25 protein-coding genes are annotated in these 21,917 nt (G+C 66.1%); 15 read left to right on the top strand and 10 right to left on the bottom strand.

The features are described 5' to 3' along the window. Nucleotides 1–12: 12 nt before the first annotated feature. The 4 genes from HOP53_RS17860 to HOP53_RS17845 are packed head-to-tail and all read left to right on the top strand — an operon-like array spanning nucleotide 13 to nucleotide 3,230. Nucleotides 13–582, top strand: coding sequence for a diguanylate cyclase (locus HOP53_RS17860; RefSeq protein ID WP_086510611.1), 570 nt, complete (start codon nucleotides 13–15; stop codon nucleotides 580–582). Further along, nucleotides 579–1,679 carry a 3-oxoacyl-[acyl-carrier-protein] synthase III C-terminal domain-containing protein gene (locus HOP53_RS17855; RefSeq protein WP_234271264.1) on the top strand — a complete coding sequence of 367 codons (1,101 nt, stop codon included), beginning with the start codon at nucleotides 579–581 and terminating at the stop codon, nucleotides 1,677–1,679. Before HOP53_RS17860 ends, HOP53_RS17855 begins: the two co-directional genes overlap by 4 nt. Nucleotides 1,680–1,681: 2 nt before the next feature. Next, nucleotides 1,682–2,365 (top strand): iron-containing redox enzyme family protein, encoded by a 684-nt coding sequence (locus HOP53_RS17850; protein ID WP_234244304.1) that lies wholly within the window; start codon nucleotides 1,682–1,684, stop codon nucleotides 2,363–2,365. After that, nucleotides 2,358–3,230: a DUF6999 family protein gene (locus tag HOP53_RS17845; RefSeq protein WP_234271263.1), complete on the top strand. Its 873-nt coding sequence runs from the start codon at nucleotides 2,358–2,360 to the stop codon at nucleotides 3,228–3,230. The genes HOP53_RS17850 and HOP53_RS17845 overlap by 8 nt, the downstream gene beginning before the upstream one ends. On the opposite strand, the gene trhA is transcribed toward HOP53_RS17845, so the two are convergent. Then, a complete protein-coding gene (trhA, locus tag HOP53_RS17840; RefSeq protein WP_234271262.1) occupies nucleotides 3,200–3,871 on the bottom strand; it encodes a PAQR family membrane homeostasis protein TrhA in 672 nt (223 codons plus the stop codon). The two genes, HOP53_RS17845 and trhA, sit on opposite strands and share 31 nt — an antisense overlap. A gap of 41 nt (nucleotides 3,872–3,912) precedes the next feature. Continuing rightward, entirely contained in the window at nucleotides 3,913–4,548 is a 636-nt protein-coding gene (gene ribA, locus HOP53_RS17835; protein ID WP_010626184.1) for a GTP cyclohydrolase II, read from the bottom strand. Between the two features lie 168 nt (nucleotides 4,549–4,716). Between ribA and hemE the strand changes: the two genes are divergently transcribed. Then, a complete protein-coding gene (hemE, locus tag HOP53_RS17830) occupies nucleotides 4,717–5,799 on the top strand; it encodes a uroporphyrinogen decarboxylase (protein ID WP_234251194.1) in 1,083 nt (360 codons plus the stop codon). Next, nucleotides 5,792–6,166 carry a VanZ family protein gene (locus tag HOP53_RS17825; RefSeq protein WP_234251195.1) on the top strand — a complete coding sequence of 125 codons (375 nt, stop codon included), beginning with the start codon at nucleotides 5,792–5,794 and terminating at the stop codon, nucleotides 6,164–6,166. Before hemE ends, HOP53_RS17825 begins: the two co-directional genes overlap by 8 nt. Before the next feature lie 73 nt (nucleotides 6,167–6,239). On the opposite strand, the gene HOP53_RS17820 is transcribed toward HOP53_RS17825, so the two are convergent. Then, on the bottom strand, nucleotides 6,240–6,761 hold the full coding sequence (locus tag HOP53_RS17820; protein WP_276574626.1) for a peptidylprolyl isomerase: 522 nt from the start codon (nucleotides 6,759–6,761) through the stop codon (nucleotides 6,240–6,242). 415 nt (nucleotides 6,762–7,176) lie between these two features. Between HOP53_RS17820 and HOP53_RS17815 the strand changes: the two genes are divergently transcribed. The 9 genes from HOP53_RS17815 to HOP53_RS17775 all read left to right on the top strand — a co-directional run bounded on the left by HOP53_RS17815 (nucleotide 7,177) and on the right by HOP53_RS17775 (nucleotide 16,616). After that, nucleotides 7,177–9,180, top strand: a complete 2,004-nt coding sequence (locus HOP53_RS17815) for a heme lyase CcmF/NrfE family subunit (RefSeq protein WP_234271261.1) — start codon at nucleotides 7,177–7,179, stop codon at nucleotides 9,178–9,180. Further along, a complete protein-coding gene (locus HOP53_RS17810; protein WP_234251197.1) occupies nucleotides 9,180–9,761 on the top strand; it encodes a DsbE family thiol:disulfide interchange protein in 582 nt (193 codons plus the stop codon). The genes HOP53_RS17815 and HOP53_RS17810 overlap by 1 nt, the downstream gene beginning before the upstream one ends. Continuing rightward, nucleotides 9,758–10,225, top strand: a complete 468-nt coding sequence (locus tag HOP53_RS17805; RefSeq protein ID WP_234271260.1) for a cytochrome c-type biogenesis protein — start codon at nucleotides 9,758–9,760, stop codon at nucleotides 10,223–10,225. Before HOP53_RS17810 ends, HOP53_RS17805 begins: the two co-directional genes overlap by 4 nt. A 14-nt stretch (nucleotides 10,226–10,239) precedes the next feature. After that, nucleotides 10,240–11,133 carry a c-type cytochrome biogenesis protein CcmI gene (gene ccmI, locus HOP53_RS17800; protein WP_234251199.1) on the top strand — a complete coding sequence of 298 codons (894 nt, stop codon included), beginning with the start codon at nucleotides 10,240–10,242 and terminating at the stop codon, nucleotides 11,131–11,133. Nucleotides 11,134–11,144: 11 nt separating this feature from the next. Then, a complete protein-coding gene (locus tag HOP53_RS17795) occupies nucleotides 11,145–11,924 on the top strand; it encodes a Crp/Fnr family transcriptional regulator (protein WP_234251200.1) in 780 nt (259 codons plus the stop codon). Nucleotides 11,925–12,201: 277 nt separating this feature from the next. Continuing rightward, a complete protein-coding gene (locus HOP53_RS17790; RefSeq protein ID WP_234251201.1) occupies nucleotides 12,202–13,812 on the top strand; it encodes a nitrite reductase in 1,611 nt (536 codons plus the stop codon). Between the two features lie 195 nt (nucleotides 13,813–14,007). Next, nucleotides 14,008–15,642, top strand: a complete 1,635-nt coding sequence (locus HOP53_RS17785) for a NapC/NirT family cytochrome c (protein WP_234251202.1) — start codon at nucleotides 14,008–14,010, stop codon at nucleotides 15,640–15,642. A 28-nt stretch (nucleotides 15,643–15,670) separates the two neighbouring features. Further along, nucleotides 15,671–16,027 (top strand): cupredoxin domain-containing protein, encoded by a 357-nt coding sequence (locus HOP53_RS17780; RefSeq protein ID WP_234251203.1) that lies wholly within the window; start codon nucleotides 15,671–15,673, stop codon nucleotides 16,025–16,027. A gap of 34 nt (nucleotides 16,028–16,061) precedes the next feature. Next, nucleotides 16,062–16,616, top strand: a complete 555-nt coding sequence (locus HOP53_RS17775) for a hypothetical protein (RefSeq protein WP_234251204.1) — start codon at nucleotides 16,062–16,064, stop codon at nucleotides 16,614–16,616. Nucleotides 16,617–16,695: 79 nt separating this feature from the next. Here the strand turns inward: HOP53_RS17775 and HOP53_RS17770 are convergent, their stop codons facing one another. The 7 genes from HOP53_RS17770 to HOP53_RS17740 all read right to left on the bottom strand — a co-directional run bounded on the left by HOP53_RS17770 (nucleotide 16,696) and on the right by HOP53_RS17740 (nucleotide 21,896). Next, nucleotides 16,696–17,058: a DUF6164 family protein gene (locus HOP53_RS17770; RefSeq protein ID WP_234251205.1), complete on the bottom strand. Its 363-nt coding sequence runs from the start codon at nucleotides 17,056–17,058 to the stop codon at nucleotides 16,696–16,698. Beyond that, entirely contained in the window at nucleotides 17,058–17,636 is a 579-nt protein-coding gene (locus HOP53_RS17765; RefSeq protein WP_234251206.1) for a hypothetical protein, read from the bottom strand. The genes HOP53_RS17770 and HOP53_RS17765 overlap by 1 nt, the downstream gene beginning before the upstream one ends. Nucleotides 17,637–17,727: 91 nt before the next feature. After that, nucleotides 17,728–18,165 carry a c-type cytochrome gene (locus HOP53_RS17760; protein WP_234271259.1) on the bottom strand — a complete coding sequence of 146 codons (438 nt, stop codon included), beginning with the start codon at nucleotides 18,163–18,165 and terminating at the stop codon, nucleotides 17,728–17,730. 31 nt (nucleotides 18,166–18,196) lie between these two features. Further along, complete coding sequence (locus HOP53_RS17755; protein ID WP_234251208.1) at nucleotides 18,197–18,793, bottom strand: nitrous oxide reductase accessory protein NosL; 597 nt, start codon at nucleotides 18,791–18,793, stop codon at nucleotides 18,197–18,199. Nucleotides 18,794–18,823: 30 nt separating this feature from the next. Further along, entirely contained in the window at nucleotides 18,824–19,648 is an 825-nt protein-coding gene (locus tag HOP53_RS17750; protein ID WP_234251209.1) for an ABC transporter permease, read from the bottom strand. Then, a complete protein-coding gene (locus HOP53_RS17745) occupies nucleotides 19,645–20,592 on the bottom strand; it encodes an ABC transporter ATP-binding protein (protein ID WP_234251210.1) in 948 nt (315 codons plus the stop codon). The genes HOP53_RS17750 and HOP53_RS17745 overlap by 4 nt, the downstream gene beginning before the upstream one ends. Continuing rightward, a complete protein-coding gene (locus tag HOP53_RS17740; protein ID WP_234251211.1) occupies nucleotides 20,589–21,896 on the bottom strand; it encodes a nitrous oxide reductase family maturation protein NosD in 1,308 nt (435 codons plus the stop codon). The genes HOP53_RS17745 and HOP53_RS17740 overlap by 4 nt, the downstream gene beginning before the upstream one ends. Between the last annotated feature and the right edge of the window lie 21 nt (nucleotides 21,897–21,917).

Below are 21,917 nucleotides of genomic sequence, written 5' to 3'. Positions count from 1 at the left end.
GAGGAAATCGCCATGGATACTCACACGCTGTTGATCCATGTCCTGCTGTACGTCTTCCTGCCGCTATGGGGAATTGCCGGCTTCGTCGACTGGTGCTGCCACCGTGCCACGCACATCGAGGAGACCTCGGGGCTGAAAGAGACCCTGATGCACTCGGCGATGGGCATTCAGGTGGGCATCCCCATCCTCATGTGCCTGCTCTACCGCATCAACGTGCTGGTGCTGCTAATCTGCCTGCTGGCCTGGGTGCTGCATGAGGTCGTGGCCCACTGGGACGTGCACTACGCCGCTCCCCGGCGTCACATCAGCATCTGGGAGATGCACGCACACAGCTACCTGGCCAGCCTGCCGTTCTACATGCTGGCGATGATCATGGTGATCAACTGGCCGGTGGTGATCGATCTCGTCTCCCTCGACTGGGCCGGGCAAATGCGGCTGATTCCCGTCGAGGTGCCCCATGGCGGCGAGCGCTACCTGCCCTATTACCTGACCTTCATGGCACTGCTGTGCGTGTTTCCCTACATGGAGGAGAACCTGCGCTGCCTGCGTCATTACCTCAAGCACGGAGGCAACCCCGCGTGAGCGTCTATATCACCAGTACTGGCCACTACCTGCCTGGCGAGCCGGTGGACAACGAGCGGATCGAGGCAGTGCTCGGCCTGGTGCACGGCAAACCGAGCCGGCTCAAGCGCCGCATACTGCAGTCCAACGGCATATGCCAGCGCCACTACGCCATCGATGCCGAGCACAACACCCTGATCAGCAACGGCGAGATGGCCGCCCGGGCGGGCCGGGCCTGCCTCGACGACAGCTACCTGGACAAGTCGCGGCTCGAGATGCTCAGCGTGGCCACCAGCCAGGGCGACCTGGTGCTGCCGGGGTTCGGCAGCATGGTCCAGGCCGAGCTGGGTGTGGCCGATGTGGAGCTGCACAGCAGCCACGGCATCTGCTCGAGCAGCATGATGGCGCTCAAGGCGGCCTACACCGGGCTCAAGGCCGGCGAGCACGACAATGCCCTGGTGATCGCCAGCGAGCTGGCCTCGCGGCTGTTCAAGGCCAGCCGCTACGAGGCGGTGGCGCAGGAGGTCGACTTCAATGCCGAGTTCCTGCGCTGGATGCTGTCGGACGGCGCCGGGGCGCTGCTGCTGGAAAACGAGCCGCGCCGGCGCTGCTTTCGCATCGACTGGATTCGCGGCTTCTCCCACGCCGACGCCTATCCGGTGTGCATGAGCGTCGGTCGCGCCGAAAGCGATGGGCGCAGCTGGCAGGACTTCTCCACCTACGCCGAGGCGGAGGCCGCCGGCGCCCTGCTGATCCGTCAGGACGTTCGCCTACTCGACAACATCGTCAAGCTGGGGGTGGACGGCCTGCTGCGGCTGATCGACGAGGGGCGGGTCGAGGTAGGGCGGATCGACCACGTGCTGTGCCATTACTCGTCGCACTATTTTCGCGGCAAGATCTTCGACATGTTGACCCAGGCCGGCGCGGCCATCCCCGAGGAGAAGTGGTACACCAATCTCTATACCCGCGGTAACACCGGCTGCGCCTCGATGTTCATCATGCTCGACGAGTTCCGGCGCACCCAGAGTCATCGAGCCGGCGACACCATCCTGTGCATGGTTCCGGAGAGCGGTCGCTTCAATAACGTCTACATGCAGCTCACGGTCGTGGAGGAGTAACCATGGAAAGCAAGGTCACCACCCAGTTGGGGCAGGAGTGCCTGCAAGGGTTGATGCGTGTGTGGTTCGACTTCGAGCGCCAGCTGGGGCGGGTGCCGATCATCCAGCGCCTGGAGCGCGGCAAGTTCACCCGCGAGGATTACCGCAACCTGCTGTTGCACCTGCGCCAGCAGGTGATCGAGGGCGCGCGTTGGATCACCCGCGGTGCCTCCAGCTTCGAGCGCGATTACGCCGACGTGCGTTCGGAAGTGATCGGTCACGCCAAGGAGGAGCATCGCGACTACGAGATGCTGGAGGCGGACTTCGTGGCGGCAGGCGGCGCGTTGGAGGAGATCCGCGCCGGGCAGCGCAACGCCGGCAGCGAGGCGCTGCACGCCTTCATGATGTATCGCGCCAGCCAGCCCAATCCGGTGGATTTGATCGGCGCCATGTGGATCATCGAAGGGCTGGGGCAGAAGATGGCCAGCGACTGGGCGCGGCGGATCGACGAGGCCACCGAGGGCGACGGCCGCTACACCTGCTTCATGCGCTACCACGGCGAGAACGACGACGCCCACCTGGACAAGCTCTATACGTTGATCGATCGGGTCTGCCGCACGCCGGAGCAGCAGCAGGCGATCCTGCGCACCGCGCGGGTGGTGGCGCGGCTCTACGCCCTGCAGCTGGAGGAGATCGAGCATGGCTGATACCCGGCCGAGGCCGCGCAGCCCCTTCCTGCGTGCGCTGGCAGTCGACGACTCCCTGCCCATCGAGCCGGCGGCGGTGCGGCTGTGGCTGGACGACCTGGAGCGCCCCACGCGCTGGTCGCTGCGCCCGCTGCTGCAGTTCCTGCTGGCAGTGCTGCTGCATCTGATCTGGTTCGTGAAGCGCCTGCCGCTGCCACAGTTTCGCGCTCACGGCCTGCTGCAGCGGCTGATCTGCTGGTTCTGCACCCACTTCGTCAGCCCCAGCGCCAATCAATTGATCCTGCGTCACTTCGCCACCGAGTCCAACATCCTCAACTTCCTCATCGACAACTGCCCGGAGGTCTCGGTGGAGCCGCTCACGCTCTATCCGAGCCGCATCGACGACATGCTCGACGCCAGCTTCGTCAAGCACGATCAGGAGCTGTTCCGGGTGATCGAGGAGATGGGCCACTGGCGGCAGCGCCCGGCACCCCTGGCGCCGCAGGCGATCAGTTGGGCGCATTGGCGCCCGCTGGCAGAGAGCGACTTCGAGCTGCCGCGCAGGCGCACCCAGGTGCTCGACTTCGAGAGCGCCCATGCGCTGTTCATGTGCCTGTTCTGCCTGCTGCTGACCCGCGAGGAGTACCGCGACGCGATCAATGGCTTCAACCTCGACCAGTCCATCGCCATCCGCGTCGGCCAGTTGATCGGCGACCCGACCCTGGCCGAGATGGCCTACAACAAGTACCCGCACTACCTGGTCGGGCCGTGGAACCTGAGCCAGCGCTTCCTCATGCATGGCTTCTTCACCGAATACCTCTACGCCCGGCTGGAGCGGTTGAGGCTGGCCGTGCCTCACCCTCCGAACGGCAACACCGCGGCGTAAACCGCGAAGTAGTGGCAGGTACTGCCGCCCAGCACGAACAGGTGCCAGATGGCGTGGTTGAAGGGGATCGCGCTGATGGCGAAGAAGACCACGCCAAGGGTGTAGGTGATGCCGCCGGCCGTGAGCAGCACGATGCCGGCCGTGGGCAGGTTGGCACTCAGCGTGTCGCCGGCGAAGACGATCAGCCAGCCCATGACCAGGTAGATGGCGACTCGCAGGGCAGTGAAGCGATGCGGCCAGGCAAGCTTGCAGGCGATGCCGGCCAGCGCCAGGCTCCAGACGATGGCGAACAGCGTCCAGCCGGTGGCGCTGCGCATGTTGACCAGCAGAAAGGGGGTGTAGGTGCCGGCGATCAGCAGGTAGATGGCGCAGTGGTCCAGATGCTGGAACAGCCGCTTGAGCCGGGGATGGCGAACGCCGTGGTAGAGAGTCGAGATGGTATAGAGCAGGACCAGGGTCACGCCGTAGAGGCTGATACCGACGATCTTCCACGGATCGACGTGTGCGGCCATGCTGGCCAGCACCAGCAGTACGATGACGCCGGTCAGGCTCAGAGCCGCGCCGATACCGTGGCTGATGCTGTTGAGCAGCTCCTCGATGAGGTGGTGGCGGTGGCCGCCCGTTGTTTCCGTTGGTGGCATGGGGTCGTTTCCGTCAGGAGTGCCCCGCTGCCGGGTGCGGCTCAGGGCTTGCGTTCGATATCCACGTCGCCGGCCTGGGTGAAGTCGCCCAGCGCCATCATGTGGCCGAGCTTGCCCGCCTTGGTCGAGAGATACTGCTCGTTATGAGGATTCAGACCCGTGGTCAGGGGCACGCGTTCCGCAATGGTGACGCCGGCCTGGGTCAGGGCATCGACCTTGCGCGGGTTGTTGGTCATCAGCCGCAGGCTCTGGATGCCCAGGTGTTCGAGCATCGGCACGCAGAGATCGTAGCGGCGCAGATCGGCACCGAAGCCGAGCTGCTCGTTGGCTTCCACGGTGTCGGCGCCCTGGTCCTGCAGGTGATAGGCGCGGATCTTGTTGAGCAGGCCGATGCCGCGGCCTTCCTGGCGCAGGTAGAGCAGCACGCCACGGCCTTCGTCGGCGATGCGCTTGAGCGCTTCCTGCAGCTGATAGCCGCAGTCGCAGCGCATGGAGAACAGCGCGTCGCCGGTCAGGCATTCCGAATGCACCCGGCCGAGTACCGGCTCGCCGTCGGCCACCTCGCCCAGCGTGAGCGCGATGTGGTCCTTGCCGGTGGCTTCGTCCTCGAAGCCGTGCATGGTGAAGGTGGCCCAGGGCGTGGGCAGCCGGGAGGCGGCGATGAATCGAATGGTCACGGGGTACCTCGGTCAAGACCACGGCGTTGCCGGAAGTGAATCCCGCATTCTAGCAGGAACGCCGGCGCGGCTCACGATTGTGCGGTGCCCCCGATCTTGGCCCCGGTCAAGCCGCGTGGAAAAGGATGCGCTACAATGTGGCGACATTTTCCGGGGATGACTGCCTGCATGGAACTCAAGAACGATCGTTTTCTGCGTGCTCTGTTGCGTCAGCCGGTGGACCGCACGCCGGTATGGATGATGCGTCAGGCCGGCCGCTACCTGCCCGAGTATCGCGCGACCCGCGCCGAAGCCGGTGATTTCATGGACCTGTGCCGCAACCATGACTTGGCCTGCGAGGTGACGCTGCAACCCCTGGAGCGCTATCCGCTGGATGCCGCCATCCTGTTTTCCGACATCCTCACCATCCCCGATGCCATGGGGCTGGGGCTCTACTTCGAGACCGGTGAGGGGCCCAAGTTCCGCAAGCCGGTGCGCACGGCCGAGGACGTGGCGGCACTCAGCGTGCCCGACGCCGAGCGCGACCTGGACTACGTGATGCGGGCGGTCTCGACCATCCGCCGCGAGCTCAATGGACGGGTGCCGCTGATCGGCTTTTCCGGCAGCCCCTGGACGCTGGCCACCTACATGGTGGAGGGCAGTTCGAGCAAGGACTTCCGCCACGTGAAGACCATGCTCTACGACACGCCCAGCGTGATGCACGACCTGCTCGACACCCTGGCCAGCGCGGTGACCGACTACCTCAACGCGCAGATTCGCGCCGGGGCCCAGGCGGTGCAGATCTTCGATACCTGGGGTGGGGTGCTCTCCACGCCGGCCTATCTCGAGTTCTCGCTGCGCTACATGGAGCAGATCGTCGCCGGCCTGATCCGCGACCACGAAGGCAACCGCGTGCCGGTGATCCTGTTCACCAAGAACGGCGGTCAGTGGCTCGAGGACATCGCCCTGGCGGGGCCGGATGCCGTGGGCCTCGACTGGACCACCGAGTTGTCCGATGCGCGCGCGCGGGTGGGTCACAAGGTGGCGCTGCAGGGCAACCTCGACCCCAACGTGCTGTTCGCCCGGCCGGCGGCCATTCGCGCCGAGGTGGGGCGTATCCTCGACAGCTACGGCGAAGGGCCGGGGCACGTGTTCAATCTGGGCCACGGTATCAGCCAGTTCACCAACCCGGACAACGTCACCGCCTTCATGGAGGCACTGCACGACCTGAGCCCGCGCTATCACCGTGCCATCCAGCATCAGAATGCCTGAAGCCAGTTGGCTCCAGCGCCAGCACGACCGCCATCGTCTATGGACGGTGCTGGCCGTGCTGGCGGCTGTGGCCATTGCCATCGGCAGCCTGACCCCCGGCGACGAGATGCCCACCAACCTGCCGTGGGACAAGTTCAACCACTTCGTCGGCTATGCCGGCCTGGCGGGGTTGATCGGTCTGGCTGGGCTGCCGCTGGTGCGCACCTTCGTTGCCGTGGTGTTCTACGGCATCTGCATCGAATACCTGCAGATCCCCGTGCCCGGCCGCAGCGGCGGCGACTGGGCCGATATCCTGGCCAATACCCTGGGGGCGGGAACGGCCGTGCTGCTGTTGGCAGCCATCAGACGCTACCTGCTGCGACGGTAAGACACCCAACGCCCATACGACGACGCCCGCCATCGACCGATGGCGGGCGTCGTCGTGTCTGGGTGGTGCTCGTTTACTGCACTTCGGCGCGCTCGATGATCACGGCTTCACGGGGCACGTCCTTGAACGGGCCGCGGCTACCCGTGGGCACGCGCTTGATGGAGTCGACCACGTCCATGCCCTCTACCACGCGGCCGAATACCGCATAGCCCCAGGCCTGGCCGGAGTGGGTGCCCTGGTGGTTGAGGAAGGCGTTGTCGCTGACGTTGATGAAGAATTGCGCGGTGGCGGAGTGCGGGTCGCCGGTGCGGGCCATGGCCAGGGTTCCGCGCTCGTTGCGCAGGCCGTTGTCGGCCTCGTTGGCGATCGGGTCGCGGGTCGCCTTCTGGCGGAAGTCCTGATCGAAGCCGCCGCCCTGGATCATGAAACCGTCGATCACGCGATGGAACAGGGTGCCGTCGTAGTGGCCATCCTGCACGTAGGTGAGGAAGTTCTCGACGCTCTCGGGGGCCTGGTCCTTGAACAGCTCGATGCCGATGGGGCCGTGGTTGGTGTGCAGCACGACGTCGGCCGCCTGGGCGTGGGCGGCGGCCAGCGGCAGGCTGGCGGCGGCGAGCAGGGTGATCAGAGTTCGCTTCAGCACGGTAGCTCCTGTTGTTCGTGATGAGTGTTCGTGATGAGTACTTGCGGTGAGTGTTCGCGATGAGTGTGAGGCGGGAAAAACGCTGTGCCTAGCTTACGTCCAGACGTGTCCGCTGTCAGGCTTTCGTCGCCCTAAGTGGGGCGCGACATCCGGCCGCGCCGTTTTGTTTGACATGGATCACAACCCCACCGTGAAAAGAAGTATTGCGTATGGATATTTAACGCCATTGGTCGGACCATTCCTCTCATGCCGGTCGAGGCGCGCCCGCTCTCAGCTTTTCATCCCGTTCGTCTCGACCACTCACGTTCGTCAGTGACCGGTCGCCGCGCTGCTCTTCGGCACCGGGGAAAGCGGGAGGTGCCGGCCCATGGTGGCGGAACTCGGAAATTTTGCCCTTATCCTGGCGCTGTGTCTGGCGCTGGCTCAGAGTGTGCTGCCCCTGGTGGGCGCCCAGCTCGGTAACGCCCGGCTGATGCGCACCGGTCGCTTCCTGGCCACCGGCCAGTTCGTCTTCCTCTCACTTTCGCTGGCGGTGCTCACCTGGGCCTTCGTGGTCGACGACTTCACGGTGCGCTACGTGGCCAGCCACTCCAGCCTCACCCAGCCGCTGATCTACAAGGTCACCGCGGTGTGGGGCGGCCATGAGGGCTCGCTGCTGCTGTGGGTCTTCACCCTGGGCGCGTGGGGCGCCGCCGTGGCCTACTTCAGCCAGTCGCTGCCCCGGGAGATGCTGGCACGGGTGCTGGCGGTGCTGGGCATGGTCTGTGTCGGCTTCATTGCCTTCACTATCTTCACCTCCAATCCGTTCGAACGCGTCGTGCCGGGTCCGGTGGATGGGCGCGGCATGAACCCGCTCCTGCAGGATCCGGGCATGATTCTTCACCCGCCGCTGCTCTACATGGGCTATGTGGGCATGGCGGTGGTCTTCGCCTTTGCCATGGCTGCCCTGCTCGGTGGTCGCCTCGATGCCGCCTGGGCGCGCTGGTCGCGGCCCTGGACCACGGTGGCCTGGGTGTTTCTGACGCTGGGCATCGCGGTGGGCTCCTGGTGGGCCTACTACGAGCTGGGCTGGGGCGGCTGGTGGTTCTGGGATCCGGTGGAGAACGCCTCCTTCCTGCCCTGGCTCACCGCCACGGCGCTGATCCACTCCCTGGCGGTGACCGAGAAGCGCGGCGGCTTCAAGGTCTGGACCCTGATGCTGGCGATCATCACCTTCGCCCTGACGATACTCGGCGCCTTCATCGTGCGCTCGGGAGTCATCACCTCGGTGCACGCCTTCGCCACCGATCCGGAGCGTGGAGTGTTCATCCTCGGCATGCTCACCCTCACCCTGCTCGGTTCGCTGACCGTCTATGCCTGGCGGGCGCCCAGGGTGGGGCTTGGCGGGGCCTTCGGCTGGTACTCCCGCGAATCCTTGCTGCTGGCCAACAACGTGCTGCTGACGGTGGCCTGCACCGCGGTCTTCATCGGTACGCTCTACCCGCTGGCGCTGGATGCCCTCGGGCTGGGCAAGATCTCGGTGGGCCCGCCCTACTTCGATACCGTGTTCGCGCCGGTGATGCTGCCGCTGCTGTTGCTGATGGGCCTCGGCCCGTCGGTGATGTGGAAGCAGGCCAATCCCGGCGAGACCTTCCGCCAGCTGCGCTGGGTGCTGGCGGTCAGCGTGGTGGGCGGCGGGCTGTGGCCGCTGACCCTGGGCGCCTGGCGCCCCATGACGGCACTGTCGCTGATGCTGGCCACCTGGATCGTGCTCACCGCGCTGCTGGACATGCACAAGCGCATGGGCTCGGCGCGCCAACCTCTGCCGGCGCGGCTGCGCAAGGTCATGCGGCCGAGCTTCCTGGGTATGCACCTGGCCCACATCGGCCTGGCCCTGATCGTGGTGGCCATCGCCATGGTTAACACTTACGAGGTCGAGCGCGACGTGCGCATGCAGCCGGGGCAGAGTGCTTCGGCGGCAGGCTTCGACTTCACCTTGCTGCGCATGGAAACCGTGCGCGGCCCCAACTGGGATGCGGATCAGGCAGTGGTCGAGGTGCAGCATAACGGCAGGCTGGTGGCGACGCTGCTGCCCCAACGCCGCTACTACGACACCCAGCCCCAGAACCCCATGAATCAGGCCTCGCTGCATCGTGCGCCGACCCGCGACGTCTACGTCTCGCTGGGCGAGCGGCTGGTGGGCGATGCCTGGAGCTTCCGGCTCTACTACAAGCCCTACATGTTCTGGATGTGGTCCGGCGCGATTCTGCTCTCGCTGGGTGGCCTGCTGGCGGCCTGCGACAAGCGCTACCGTCTGGCCAGAAACCGCGTGGTCAGGCCGCAGCGTCGGTCGGACGAGGTCACTGCACGAGCGCAGGAGGCGACCGGCTGATGAAACTTCGCCTGATACTGCCGCTGGTCGCCACCTTTGCCCTGCTCGGTCTGCTGTTCGTGGGGCTTGGCATGAACTCCCGCGATTTGCCCTCTCCCCTGGTGGGCAAACCGGCGCCGGCCTTCGCTCTCGAAGCACTGGAAGACGCCGAGCGCCTGGTCACCGAGCAGGACTTCATCGGTGAGGTGGCGCTGGTCAACGTCTGGGCCACCTGGTGCAGCACCTGCCGCTCCGAGAAGCCGCTGCTGATGGAGCTGGCCCAGGGCGGCATTCCCATTCACGCCTTCAACTACCGCGATGAGCGGGATGCGGCGGTGCGCTATCTCGCCGTCAGTGGCAACCCCTATCGCACCATTGCCTACGACCCCCGCGGCGATGCCGGCATCGACTGGGGCGTCTACGCCACGCCGGAAACCTACGTGCTCGATGCCGAAGGGGTGATTCGCTACAAGCGCATCGGCCCGCTCTCCCGCCAGCTGCTGCTCGACGAGGTGCTGCCGCTGGTCGAGAAGCTGAGAACCGAGCAACTGAGAGCCGAGCAGCAGCGTAAGAACGAGGCGAGGAGGGTGGCGCAATCATGATCCGACACATGCTATTGCTACTGACCGCCTGGTTGGCGCCCGCCGGTCTCGCCATGGCCCTGGCCATCGGCCAGCCGATCGAATTCGACAACGAAGCCCAGAAGCGCCAGTACGACACCCTGGTGCGCGAACTGCGCTGCACGGTGTGCCAGAGCGAGACCATACATGAATCCAACGCCGAGCTGGCCGCCGACATGCGTCGACGGGTCTACGACATGACCCTGGCCGGTCACGATGCCGACGCCATCGTCGAGTTCATGGTCCAGCGCTATGGCGACTACGTGCGCTACCGGCCGCCGCTGCAGGCCAACACCTGGCTGCTGTGGGCGAGCCCCTTCCTGCTCATGTTCGGCGGCGCCCTGGTGTGGTGGCGCCTCGTTGTCGGGCGGCGAGGCATGGCCGAGCGCCCCGACTTCACCGAGCAGGAGCGCGCCGTGCTCGAACGGCTGCACCACGACGCCTGATCCCGGAGGATGAGATGAACGGATTGTTTCTGCTCTTTGCCCTGCTGCTCTGCGTTCTGGCGCTGGCGTTCGTGCTCTATCCGCTGCTGCGCGCGCCACGGCGAGAGACGCTGCCGTCGCGCCGGGCGGTCAATGCCAGCGTGCATCGCGACCGAGTTCACGAACTGGATCAAGACCTGGCCGCGGGCACCCTGACCCAGGCCCAGTACGCCACGGCCGTGGCCGACCTGGAGCGCGAACTGCTTGACAGCGGTGCCATCGAGCCCGATGAAACACCCGCTGCCGCACAGCGTGGGGGCGGGCGCGCGGTGGGCGCCGCCGCCATCGTCAGCATTGCCGTGCTGCCGTTCATGGCGATCGGCATCTACCTGACGGTGGGGCACGCCGAGGAGGTCTTCGCCACCCAGCACCCCGCCGGCGAGACGGCGGTCGCCGAGCCGACCGCAGCCACCGAAGCCGAGCTGCGCCGCCAGTTCCAGCTGATGGCGCAGCAGCTCCAGGGCCGCCTGGCCCAGGAGCCGGACGACGTCGAGAGCTGGGTGCTGCTGGGCCGTACCCTGGTCTTCCTCGATGACCTGGATGCCGCCGAACGCGCCTTTCGCGAGGCCATGGCCCACGGCGGCGACGGCGATCCCGATCTGCTCACGCGCTATGCCGACGTCATGGCCGAGCGCCAGGGGGGCCTGAGCGGTGAACCGCTGCGGCTGATCGAGCGGGCCCTGGAAATCGACCCCTACCATGCCCAGGGGCTGTGGTTGGCCGGCTCATGGGCCTTCCTGGAGGAGGAAATGACGACTGCTCGCGGCTACTGGGAGCGCCTGCTCGGCCTGTTGCCGCCGGACTCGCCGGAAGCCGAGATCATTCGCGGCAACCTGGCCCAGGTGGCGCAGACCACCACGGAAGGCTGACAGGAGATGCCATGATGAAGGAGAAACCGATGAAATCGCCGCTGAGTCGTGAGGCCCTGCAGGCCGTCAGGCAGGTGCCGCTGTTCTCGGGGCTCGGCGACGAGACCCTGGCGCTGCTCACCGACGGCGCCCTGGAGCGCAGCTATCGTCGCGGCACGCTGCTGTTCAGTGCCGGCGAGCCGGCGGACCGTTTCTATGTGGTGCTGAGCGGCTGGGTCAAGCTGTTTCGCGAGAGTCCCGACGGTAACGAATGCATGGTGGGGCTGTTCACCCGCGGCGAGTCCTTTGCCGAGGCGGCGATGTTCGACCGCCTGGGATTTCCGGTCAACGCCGCCGTTGCCGAGGACGCCCGTCTGCTGGTGTTCACAGCCGATCACTTTCTCACCACCCTGGAGCGCAACCACGGCTTGACGCTCAATCTGCTCGCCAACCTGACGGGCATGCTGCGCTATCTGGTGCGTCAGCTCGACCAGTTGACCAACCAGCCGACCTACCAGCGACTGGCGGCCTTCATCGTTTCCCTGTGCCCTTGCGAAACCAATCAGGCCACCGTTTGCCTGCCCTGCGACAAGCTGCTCATCGCCGGCCGGCTGGGGATGAAACCGGAGAGCTTCTCGCGGGCCATGGCTCGGCTCAAGGAGGTCGGGGTGAGCTGCGAGCGCAACTGCGTACATGTCGAGGACATCGCCGCCCTGCGCCGCTTTGCCAATACCGATGAGGAGGAGCTGCTCTCGCCGCTGCCAAGCGTGGCGCAGGGGCAGCGAACCGCAGCAATGCGCCCCTGTCGTTGATGCAGACATCCGCCACGCATGACATCTGCGGAATGGCCCGCCCAGCGGGTCGTTGCATGTCTGCCGACGGTTATTTCGCCCCTCTTCTGACATAAGTCAACTCCAGAATGCATCTATTGACAGTGGTCAAGTGAGCCAAAAGTCAAACCTGCTACTAATGGCGTCAGGTGGGGGGTGGCTGAAGCGCATGGTCGCCGAACGGTAGAGAAGAATGGGTCATGCCGGGCACCCGCCAGCCACTACCCGAAGGGGAAACCAAGCGAGGCACGATATGCACATGAGAGCATTGACCAAGGGGATCTTTGCCCTGAGCTTTCCATTGGCCGCGATGATGGGTACCGCCCAGGCCGCGGCCCCTGAAATGACGGCCGAGGAAATGGAGCGCGCCAGCGCCATCTACTTCCAGCGCTGCGCCGGCTGCCACGGCACCCTGCGCAAGGGCGCCACCGGCCCCAATCTGCTGCCGGAAAACACCCAGGAGATGGGCCAGCGCCGTCTGGAGAGCATCATCGCGCTGGGCACCGAAGGCGGCATGAACAACTTCGACGGCATCCTGGACGAAGAGGAGATCACCATGATCTCCAAGTACATCCAGCAGACCCCGGAAGAGCCGCCGGAGATGTCGCTTGCCGACATCCGCGAGACCTGGCGCATCCTGGTGCCCCAGGAGGAGTGGCCCACCGAGCCCCAGCACGACCGCAACTGGGAAAACTTCATGGTCACCATCCTGCGTGACCGTGGCGCCATGGGCATCATCGACGGCGACACCAAGGAGCTGATCACCGAGGCCGAGACCGGCTATGCCGTGCACGTGGCCAAGTCGAGCTCCGACGGCCGCTTCTGGTACGTCCAGGGCCGTGACGGTCGTCTGACCAAGATCGACCTGTGGATGGACCCGCCCCAGGCGACCGCCGAGGTGTTCATCGGCATCGACGCCCGCGACGTGGCGGTATCTCACTACGGCGAGTGGGCGGACAAGTACGTCATCGGCGGCGGCTACTGGCCCCCGCACTTCGTGATCGCCGACGCCGAGACCATGGAGCCGCTCAAGGTCGTCTCCACTCGCGGCTACGACACCGAGGGCAACTACGTCCACGAAGCCCGCGTGGCGGCGCTCTACGATACGCCTCATGCGCCCTCCTTCCTGGTCAACGTCAAGGAGACCGGGCAGGTCTGGCAGGTCGACTACAGCGATATCGACAACCTGCGCATCGACCACATCGCGTCTGCCGAGTATCTGCACGACGGCTTTTTCGACTCCACCGGTCGCTACTTCATGATCGCGGCGAACTTCAGCCACAAGATGGCCTTCGTCGATACCGTGGAGCGCAAGCTCGTCGGCCTGCTCAACACCGGCCAGATCCCGCACCCGGGTCCGGGTGCCAACTGGATCGACCCGGAGTGTGGTCCGGTGGCCGGTACCACCCACCTGGGTGAGGGCCTGGTGACCTTCTGGGGCACCGATCCCGAGGGCCATCCGGAGCATGCCTGGGAGATCTGCGGCACCGTGGAGACCGACGGCCCGGGCCTGTTCCTGCGCAGCCACCCGAACTCGCCCCACGTCTGGATCGATCAGGCCATGCACCCGGAGGCCGACGTCAACCAGTGGATCATGGTCATGGACAAGGAGACTCGCGAGCTGACTCCGATCCACGTTGCCGACCGTCCCGTCGAGCATGATGCGGTGGCCGTGCACATGGAGTACGACCAGTCCGGCACCGAGGTGTGGGTCTCCATCTGGGCCCGCGGCCGTGGCCACCAGGACGATGGCGCCATCGTGGTCTTCGACGACGCGACCCTCGAGGTCAAGGAAGTCATCGAGAACCTGAACACGCCGACCGGCAAGTTCAACGTCTACAACCGTCTGAAGAAGTACGAGCGCGGCTAAGCCCGCCGGCCGGAGCGCCCCGCGGCGCTCCGGCTTCTTCTTCAGTCGCTTCGCGCGAAGCGCCTGCAGAAGAAGCCGACAGCCCAGGCACCACCGGGAGGCAGGCATAAGCAACAAGCACGACTCGTGGCACGACATTTTGGGGAGAGCGAGATCATGGGGGAGCGTCTACGAAACTGGCGCAGGATCACCATCATGGGGGCATCGTTGGGTGCCGCCGTGGTGTTCTTCGTTGCCGGCATCCTGTTCTGGGGCGGTTTCAACACCGTGATGGAAGCCACCAACAGCATGAAGTTCTGCAGCACGGCGTGCCACGAGATGAGCTGGGTGCACGAGGAGTACCTGGACCGGCCCCACTACCAGAACGCCACCGGGGTCGGGGCCACCTGCTCGGATTGTCACGTGCCGGACTCCTGGGGACCGAAGATGGTGCGCAAGATCGAGGCCAGCCGCGAGGTGTGGCACTGGATGCTGGGCACCATCAATACCAAGGAGAAGTTCGAAGGCAAGCGGCTGCAGCTGGCCGAGAATGTGTGGCGCTCCATGCTGCGCACCGACTCGCGTGAGTGCCGCAACTGCCACGACTGGTCGGCCATGGACCTCGAACAGCAGGCGCCGCGCGCCGCCCGCGAGCATGCGCGCGCCTTCGAGCAGGGCCAGACCTGCATCGAATGCCACCAGGGTATCGCCCATGAGCTTCCCGCAGACTGGGACGAGTCGCCGGTGTGGGCCTACCGCTTCGAGCACGACGAGCCCGTCACCGATCTGCCGGAGCGCGGCGAGCCGGCCATGCCGCTGGAAGCCGAAGAGCTGGGTGAAGCCGTGGCGGCCGAGGGTGACATCGCCGCGACCTTGGACTGGTCCGACGTGCCGGCGCTGGACGTGACTCTGTTCCTGCCCGGTCAGGCCTCCATCGAGTGGATCCAGGACGGCAGCTCCCACGGCGGCGGCCGTGCCTTCAGCTTCGGCGACCGCTGCGTGTGGTGCCATGCGGGCGAAGAGGCGCAGATCGGAGCGCTGGCCACCAGCGCCGAGAAGATCGAGACCTATGATCTGGGCGACAAGCGCGGCCACATTCCGATGACCGTGCAGGCCACCTTCGATGACGACTACCTGTTCATGCGCTTCCAGTGGGAAGCCGGCGAGCACGCGCCGCTGCCCTTCGTCGACGGCGGCCGCATGGACCCGGACAACCCCATGAAGCTCACCGTCAGCTTTGCCGACGAGCGGGTGGACATGGCCGACCGCGGCGGCTGCTGGGCCAGCTGTCACCACGACTCCACCTACATGCCCGATGCGCCGGAAGCGGAAGCCCTGGCTCAGAGCGAGCTGGCCGAGCGCCTCGACATGCTCAACGGCGTGACCAAGTACCTCAGCGAGAGCCGCAGCGAGATCGAGATCCGCGGTCGCCGCGGCGCGGCGCGGGGGGGCTGGGACAAGCTCAAGGACGAGGCGGAGATCACCGAGCTGCTGGGGGGTGGCGTCTATCTCGACATCGCGCGCTACAAGAGCGGTGCCGAGCTCACCGAGAGCGGCTATATCCTCGAGCAGCGGCATCTCTCCGAGAGCGAAGCGGTGGTCATGACGGCGATGGAGGAGAATGGCGTATGGACCGCCTACCTGACCCGCGCGCTGCGTACCGGCGTGGAGGGCGACAAGCCGCTCGCCACCGACCGCAAGTACAGCTTCAACGTGGCGCTGCACGACGACTATGCCGCCTCACGCTTCCACCACGTCTCCTGGCAGTACGGTCTGGCCTTCGACGCCGAGATTCCCGGCGACTTCGAGGAAGACATGGTGGAGATCAACGCCACGCGCATCACGCGGTGATGCGCTCGGACCCGAGGGGGAGTGGGCAATGAAGATGCGCGTGCGGCTCGTGACCACCCTTGGCCTGCTGGGCGCCCTGCTGATCGGCGGGGCGGCCCAGGCCGGCGGCGATGTGGTCGAGATCGAGATGGTCAACAACCGCTTCCAGCCGGATGAGCTGGAGGTCAGCGTCGGCACCACGGTGCGCTGGGTCAACGTCGAACGCCGCTCCAACCATGACATCTATTTCCCCGACGAGGAGATCGCCTCCGGCCGTCTCTTTCCCGAGGAGAGCTGGGAGCGGACCTTCGATGAAGAGGGCACCTACGAGTATTACTGCCAGCCCCATCACAACCGGGGCATGATTGGCGTGATACGCGTCGTGGCTACCGACGAAGACAACTGAAAGCATGGGCCGGAGCGGCTCAAGAGGAGTTCCCATGGCGATGACTACCCAACCCGCAGCGCTGTTCGGTGGGCTGCTCACGGCGCTGGCACTGACCGCGGCCAGTGCCGCCGTCGCGGCGGAAGAGATCTCCGGCTACCGCAGCGCCGAGTTCGGCATGAGCTCGGAAGAGGTGCTGGCGCGGCTCGAGAGCGACCAGATCGCCAACATCGAGCGGCACCAGACCGAGCATGACGACCTGCTCATCGACGGCGAACGTCAGGTGGATGGCGAACCGGTGACTGATCTGCGCTACGTCTTCCCGGCCGGCAGCGACCGGCTGGCCCTGGTGGTGGCCTTTCATCCCGAGGTGGAGGATCACGCGGCCGTGAAGGAGCAGTTGGTCTCGCAGTACGGCCAGCCGTGGGGCGAGGATATGACCGAGTGGTGGTTCGAGCAGCTCAAGGGCGACATGCCGCAGGAGCCGAACGGTTTGACGATCTGGGGCGGCAGCGAGAGCGAGCGCCAGGAGCGTAGCCGCTTCGTGCGCCTGTGGGCCTTCGACGACTATCTATCGGTGGAGTACCTGGATACCCGGCTGCTGCGCTGATACCAGCCGCCAATAGACAAGCCGCCGCCCTCGGGCGGCGGCTTGTCGTGTCGGGCGTGGGGCAATTTTCAGACAGAGCCTAGATCAGGCCCAGGAAGGGCACCAACGTCAGCGCCAATATCGCCGCCACGGCGCAGACCACCAGCAAGACCTTCAAGGGGTGATGGCGCAGACGCTGCCACAGCGTAGGCGCCTCACCGCGTTCGATCTGGTTGGCATGTTCCTGCTGTACCCGCGCCTGCCGCTCGGCCTGGTAGCGGGCGAGCGTTTCCCGCGCCGCTTCCAACTGGGTGTCGTCGCGCAGCCAGATGGCATCGACCCCCAGGCGCCAGAAGCCGGCGTGGGTCTCGTAGGTGTCGAAGCCGTGCTCGTCGAGCAGTCGGCGTACCTCCCAGACCTCCTCCTCGGAGACGTTGGCCAGCCGAAACAGCAGCGTTGCCATCAGCCGGCCGCCTCGCACAGCCGCTCAGCGCGGGCGATGGCGTCGCCGGCACCCGCCAGGTCGAAGCTCATGAACCAGTAGTCCTCGTCGCCGCGGTCGAAGCGCAGGCGCAGGGTCTCGCCTTCGCTCATCTCGTCGATCAGCAGATCCAGTTCGTCGAGATAGAAGTTGACGTAGAAGCCGCGGTCGCCGCGCTGGGTGATGAATTCCGCGGCACCGCTGTGGATGGTGGCGTAGTCGACTCGCAGGTCGCCGGGCACCAGGTTGGCCACGCGACTCTCCGACTGGAGCTCCTCGAGTTCGACGCGCACTTCCAGCCACGGCAGGTCGCACACGCCGGGGGTGTAGTTCACGCTGAAAATGGAGTCGCTGTAGCTGTGCTGCTCCAGGGCGCGGAAGTGGCGCTCCTCGCCTAGCGACAGGGCCAGCGAGTGCCAGTGGCCGTGGGCTTCGACGTCGCTCACGTTGTAGTTGGTGGCCAGTGCCACGCTGGCAAAGGGAAAGGCCGCCAGCAGGGCCGCGAGCACCAGGCCGGCGTGCAGCCGGAATGCGGCGCGGGGCCGAAGGGATCGGGTCATGTTCGGGTTCCTGATCGACAAGCCTGGGATGGTAGCACTCGCAGCCCGCCGCGCCGACCCCGTCAGATATCGGTTACGGCGAGCAGAGTCTTTACGGCACGCTTGCGTCGGCGTCCTCGGGGTGCGGCTCCTGCTGCGTATGGGGCTCAAGCTGTGTCTGGGGCTCAAGCTGTGTCTGGGGCTCAAGCTGTGTCTGGGGGTCAAGCTGTGAATAGTAGGCCGCCAGGTCGGCGATGTCCTGATCGCTGAGGCCGCGGGTCATGCTGGCCATCAGGTGGCCGCGCTCGCCGGCCCGCAGCGCCTGCATGCCGGCGATGAAGCGCGCTTCGTCCATGCCGGCGATGCTCGGATAGCGGGAGGTCACGCTGCGCCCCTGGTAGCCATGACAGCTGGTGCACAGCTTGGCCATGTCGGCGCCGCGCTGCGCGTCGCCAACCGGAGGTGAGGGAGAGGTATCGCCGGACCAGGCGGACTGGCTCAGCGATATCAGCAGGACGGCGACGGCACGCGAGGCGAGCTTCATGACCATGGGCTGGACCCTCCCCTGCAGTGGGTACGTATCAGTGGCCGTGCATGGCGCCACCGTGACCGGCGTGGTCGTTCACTTCGTTGCCATGGCCTGCGTGGCCGGGCATGCCGCCGTTGTGCTGCATGCTGGCATCCGCCCGCGCGAGCTCGGTCAGCAGCTCCAGGTCGATGTCGCCGAAGGCGAGCACCTCGCCGCCATGAGTCTCGCGGAAGGCCTCGGCGTGGTGGCGCTCCCTGAAGGATGCCAGCGTATGGCCCATGGCGCCACGCTGGTCGTGGCCCGCCACGTACCAGGCTTCACTGGCCAGGATGAAGGCGTCGTCGGCCGGCCGGCTCCAGGGCGTCACGGCCACGTCGTGGACCCAGGCATGGCTCAGGCGGTTCTCGTTCTCCGGCTGCAGCAGGAAGGCGAACATGTCGGTGGTGGAGCAGAACTTGCGTACCGCATCGTCGCGATTCAGGTAGGCCTGGCCCTTGGGACCCGGCAAATCCGCGATCAGCATGCCGCACACGTGGCAGCTGTCGCCGTCGGTGATCGGCTGGGCCGCGGCGAGAGGCTTGTCTTCACTGCCGCTGCAGCCTGCCAGCAACACGGCAAGAACCAGGGCGGCGAGGGTGGTGCGTATCATGGTCGTTCTCCTACACAGCCTAGTCATGGGTCAGGCGGAATGGTGGCGAAAGCGCAGGATCGCCAGTCCCAGCGGGGCGACGATCCAGCCGACCAGGATCAGCAGCAGCCAGCCAGCATGGAAGGCGGTGTTCTGGGCAATGGCGGTCACCCCGGTATAGGCCTGGGCGGATTCGAAGCCGACCATGTTGATCAGACGGAAGCCGTCGGTGGGGTTGAGCAGCAGCAGCCACGGCAGCCAGTCGGCGCCGCTCTGCACGCTCACAAGCAGCGCCAGCAGGCCGAGATCGAACACCAGCACGAACAGGAACCACACGCCCAGCGCCAGCCCGGCGGCGCGCGCCTTCTCGGTCACCCACACGCTGATCAGGTAGGCGAAGGCGATGAACACCCAGCCCAGCAGCACGCTGCTGAGGATCAACAGGCCGAGGCTGGCGATAAGCTCGCCGAGCGCCACGCCATCGGCGGCGAAGGCGATCACCACCCCGGCAATGCCGAAGCCCAGCGCCGTGGCGGCACCAAGGATCAGCCCGTGACCAAGGAACTTGCCCAGCAGCAGCGAGGTGCGGCTGAGCGGATAGGTGAGCAGCAGCAGCAGGGTGCCGGATTCCTGCTCGCCGACCACGGCATCGTAGGCCAGCAGCAGGGCGATCAGCGGGATCAGGAATACCGCCAGGGTCGACAGGCTGACTACCGTGGTGGCCAGTGAGGTGAAGCCCATGCCGCCGCTGGCGGCAGCGCCGAACCAGGCGATACCGACGGCGAGTGCGGCCAGGATCAGGGCGATGGCCAGCACCCAGCGATTGCGCAGGCCGTCCTGGAACTCCTTGCGGGCGACGATAAAGGTGGTGTTCATGGCGTGCCTCGCTGATCGGAGGTGGACGAAGCCGCGGCGACGGGCGCCGAGAAGTGAGCGTACAAGTGCTCCAGCGTCGGCGGCAGCACGTCGATGTCCTCGACTCCCGGCGTGCCGGTCAGCCGGCGCAAGGCGCTCATCTTGGCCGAGGGGTGCACGCCGAGCTCCAGCGCCGAGCCGTTGAGATAGCGCGGGGCGATGCGCGTATCGTCCCAGCCGGCGGACCAGTCGACCCCGGGCCAGCGACCCTTGGCGCGAATGGTCAGCGGCAGCGATGCCTCGTGGCGAAGCTCCTCGAGGCTGCCCAGCGCCAGGCGCCGGCCGGCGCCGAGGATCAGCGCGCGGTCGATGTAGGGCTCCACCCCCGGCAGCACGTGGGAGGAAAGCAGCACGGTGCAGCCGCGCTCGCGCAGCTCGCGCACGGTTTCGTAGAAGTCGCGGGTGGCAGCGGGGTCGAGCCCGGTGGTGGGCTCGTCGAGCAGCAGCAGGCGCGGCTCGCCGAGCAGCGCCTGGGCCAGCCCGAGGCGCTGGCGCATGCCCTTGGAGTAGGTCTTGACCCGACGCTTGGCCGCGTGGCCCAGGCCCACCTTCTCGAGCAATTCATCCACCTGGCGACGATCGATCCGCTTGAGCCGGGCGAAGTAATCGAGCACTTCACGACCGCTGAGCTGCTCGTAGAAGCTGACGTTCTCCGGCAGATAGCCCAGATGGCGGCGTAGGGTTTCGGCATGGGGGCCGTCGGGAGCGCCGCCGAGCACTTCTAGCGAACCTGCGCTGGGCGAGATCAGGCCCAGAATCAGCTTCATGGTGGTGGTCTTGCCGGCGCCGTTGTGGCCCAGCAGGGCGAGTACCTCGCCCTCCTGGACGGTGAGATCGAGGCTGTCGAGGCGGGTGAGCTCGCCGTGGCGCTTGGTCAGCCCGCGACATTCGATTACCGGATTCATGATTGGGCTTCTCCAAGGTCGGGGGCGTGCATCAACGGGGCGCTGTCCTGCACGCCCTGGGCACGGAAGATCGGGAACTGGCGCTGTACCCAGCGTAGCGCGACCACGGCGGGGCTGTGCAGCAGTAGGCGCGCCTCGGGGTGACGCCACAGCAGGCGGTCGACGGCATCGTTGGGCTCGTAGGGCGTATCGCCGACCCCGTCGCCGTCCAGGTCCCAGCCCAGATAGTCGCTCCAGTAGTTGCCGCGGCCATCCCGGGACCACTCCTGATGGCGGGTGGCCACGTACATCACCTGCTGGCGGTTGTTGATGAAGGCGTTGGCGTAGAGGCGGTTGTTCTCGGAGCCTGCCGTCAGGTGGATGCCCATCTCGCTATCGGCCAGGCGGTTGCCGTGAATCTCGTTGCGCTGGGAGTTGTAGATGAACAGCGCCTTACCTTCGGCGCCGAGCGTGACGCCGTGTTCACTGCCGCCGGGCCCGTGCCAGGCGGTGATACCGCGAATGTCGTTGCCGGCGATGGTGCTGTAGTTGACGTAGTTCATCAGAATGCCGTAGTTCATGTCGCGCTCGGAGCGGTTGTTTACCACTTCCAGATCGCGGGACATCATCAGCGCATAGCCGGCCCGGGTGCCGCTGGTGTGGTTGCCCACGATCTTGCCGCCGTGGGTGAACATGTAATGGATGCCGAAGCGCGAGTCGCGCAGTCGGTTGTTGCGAAAGGTCAGGTCGCGGCTGGTATCGACGTAGATGGCATCGCGGCTGTCGCGTACGTCGTTGTCGGCAATGGTGCCGCCGCTGATGTTGTATAGGCGGATGGCGTCGCCGCGGTCCTGAGAGCGCACGCCGGTATTGCCGGCGATGCGGTTGCCGATCACGCTGGGTGCCTCCAGGTGCCATGCCCAGACGCCGAAGGCCACGTTCTCCATCACGTTGTTCTCGACGTGGATGCGGTGGGCTTCGCGTTCGGCGTGAATGCCGGCGTTCATGTCGGTCAGGTTGAAACCGGAGTTGCGCAGGGTCAGGCCCTCGATGCGCACGTCCGGGGCGCGCACGCGGATCACGTCGCCGCTGCCCTCGCCGTCGAGAATGGCGCCGGGCTCGCCGCGTAGGGTCAAGGGCTTATCGATCAGGATACCGCCGATATGGATCCCGGCGGCGAGCGTCAGCTCGCTGCCAGGCGCGGCCGTATCGATATGAGCTTGGAGAGGACCGTCGCCGGGCTCGATGCGCAGCTCGCCGAAGGCAAACGTTGCCGTCAGCAGCAGGGCGCAGCCGCCCAGGAATGAGAAAAGAGTATGTTGCATTACGGTCACCTCGGGTGTTGC

This window comes from Billgrantia ethanolica (assembly GCF_021404305.1).
In the GTDB taxonomy this organism is placed as follows: domain Bacteria; phylum Pseudomonadota; class Gammaproteobacteria; order Pseudomonadales; family Halomonadaceae; genus Halomonas; species Halomonas ethanolica.
The sequence above is the reverse complement of the archived record's forward strand: the minus strand, read 5'-3'. Positions and strand labels throughout refer to the sequence as shown.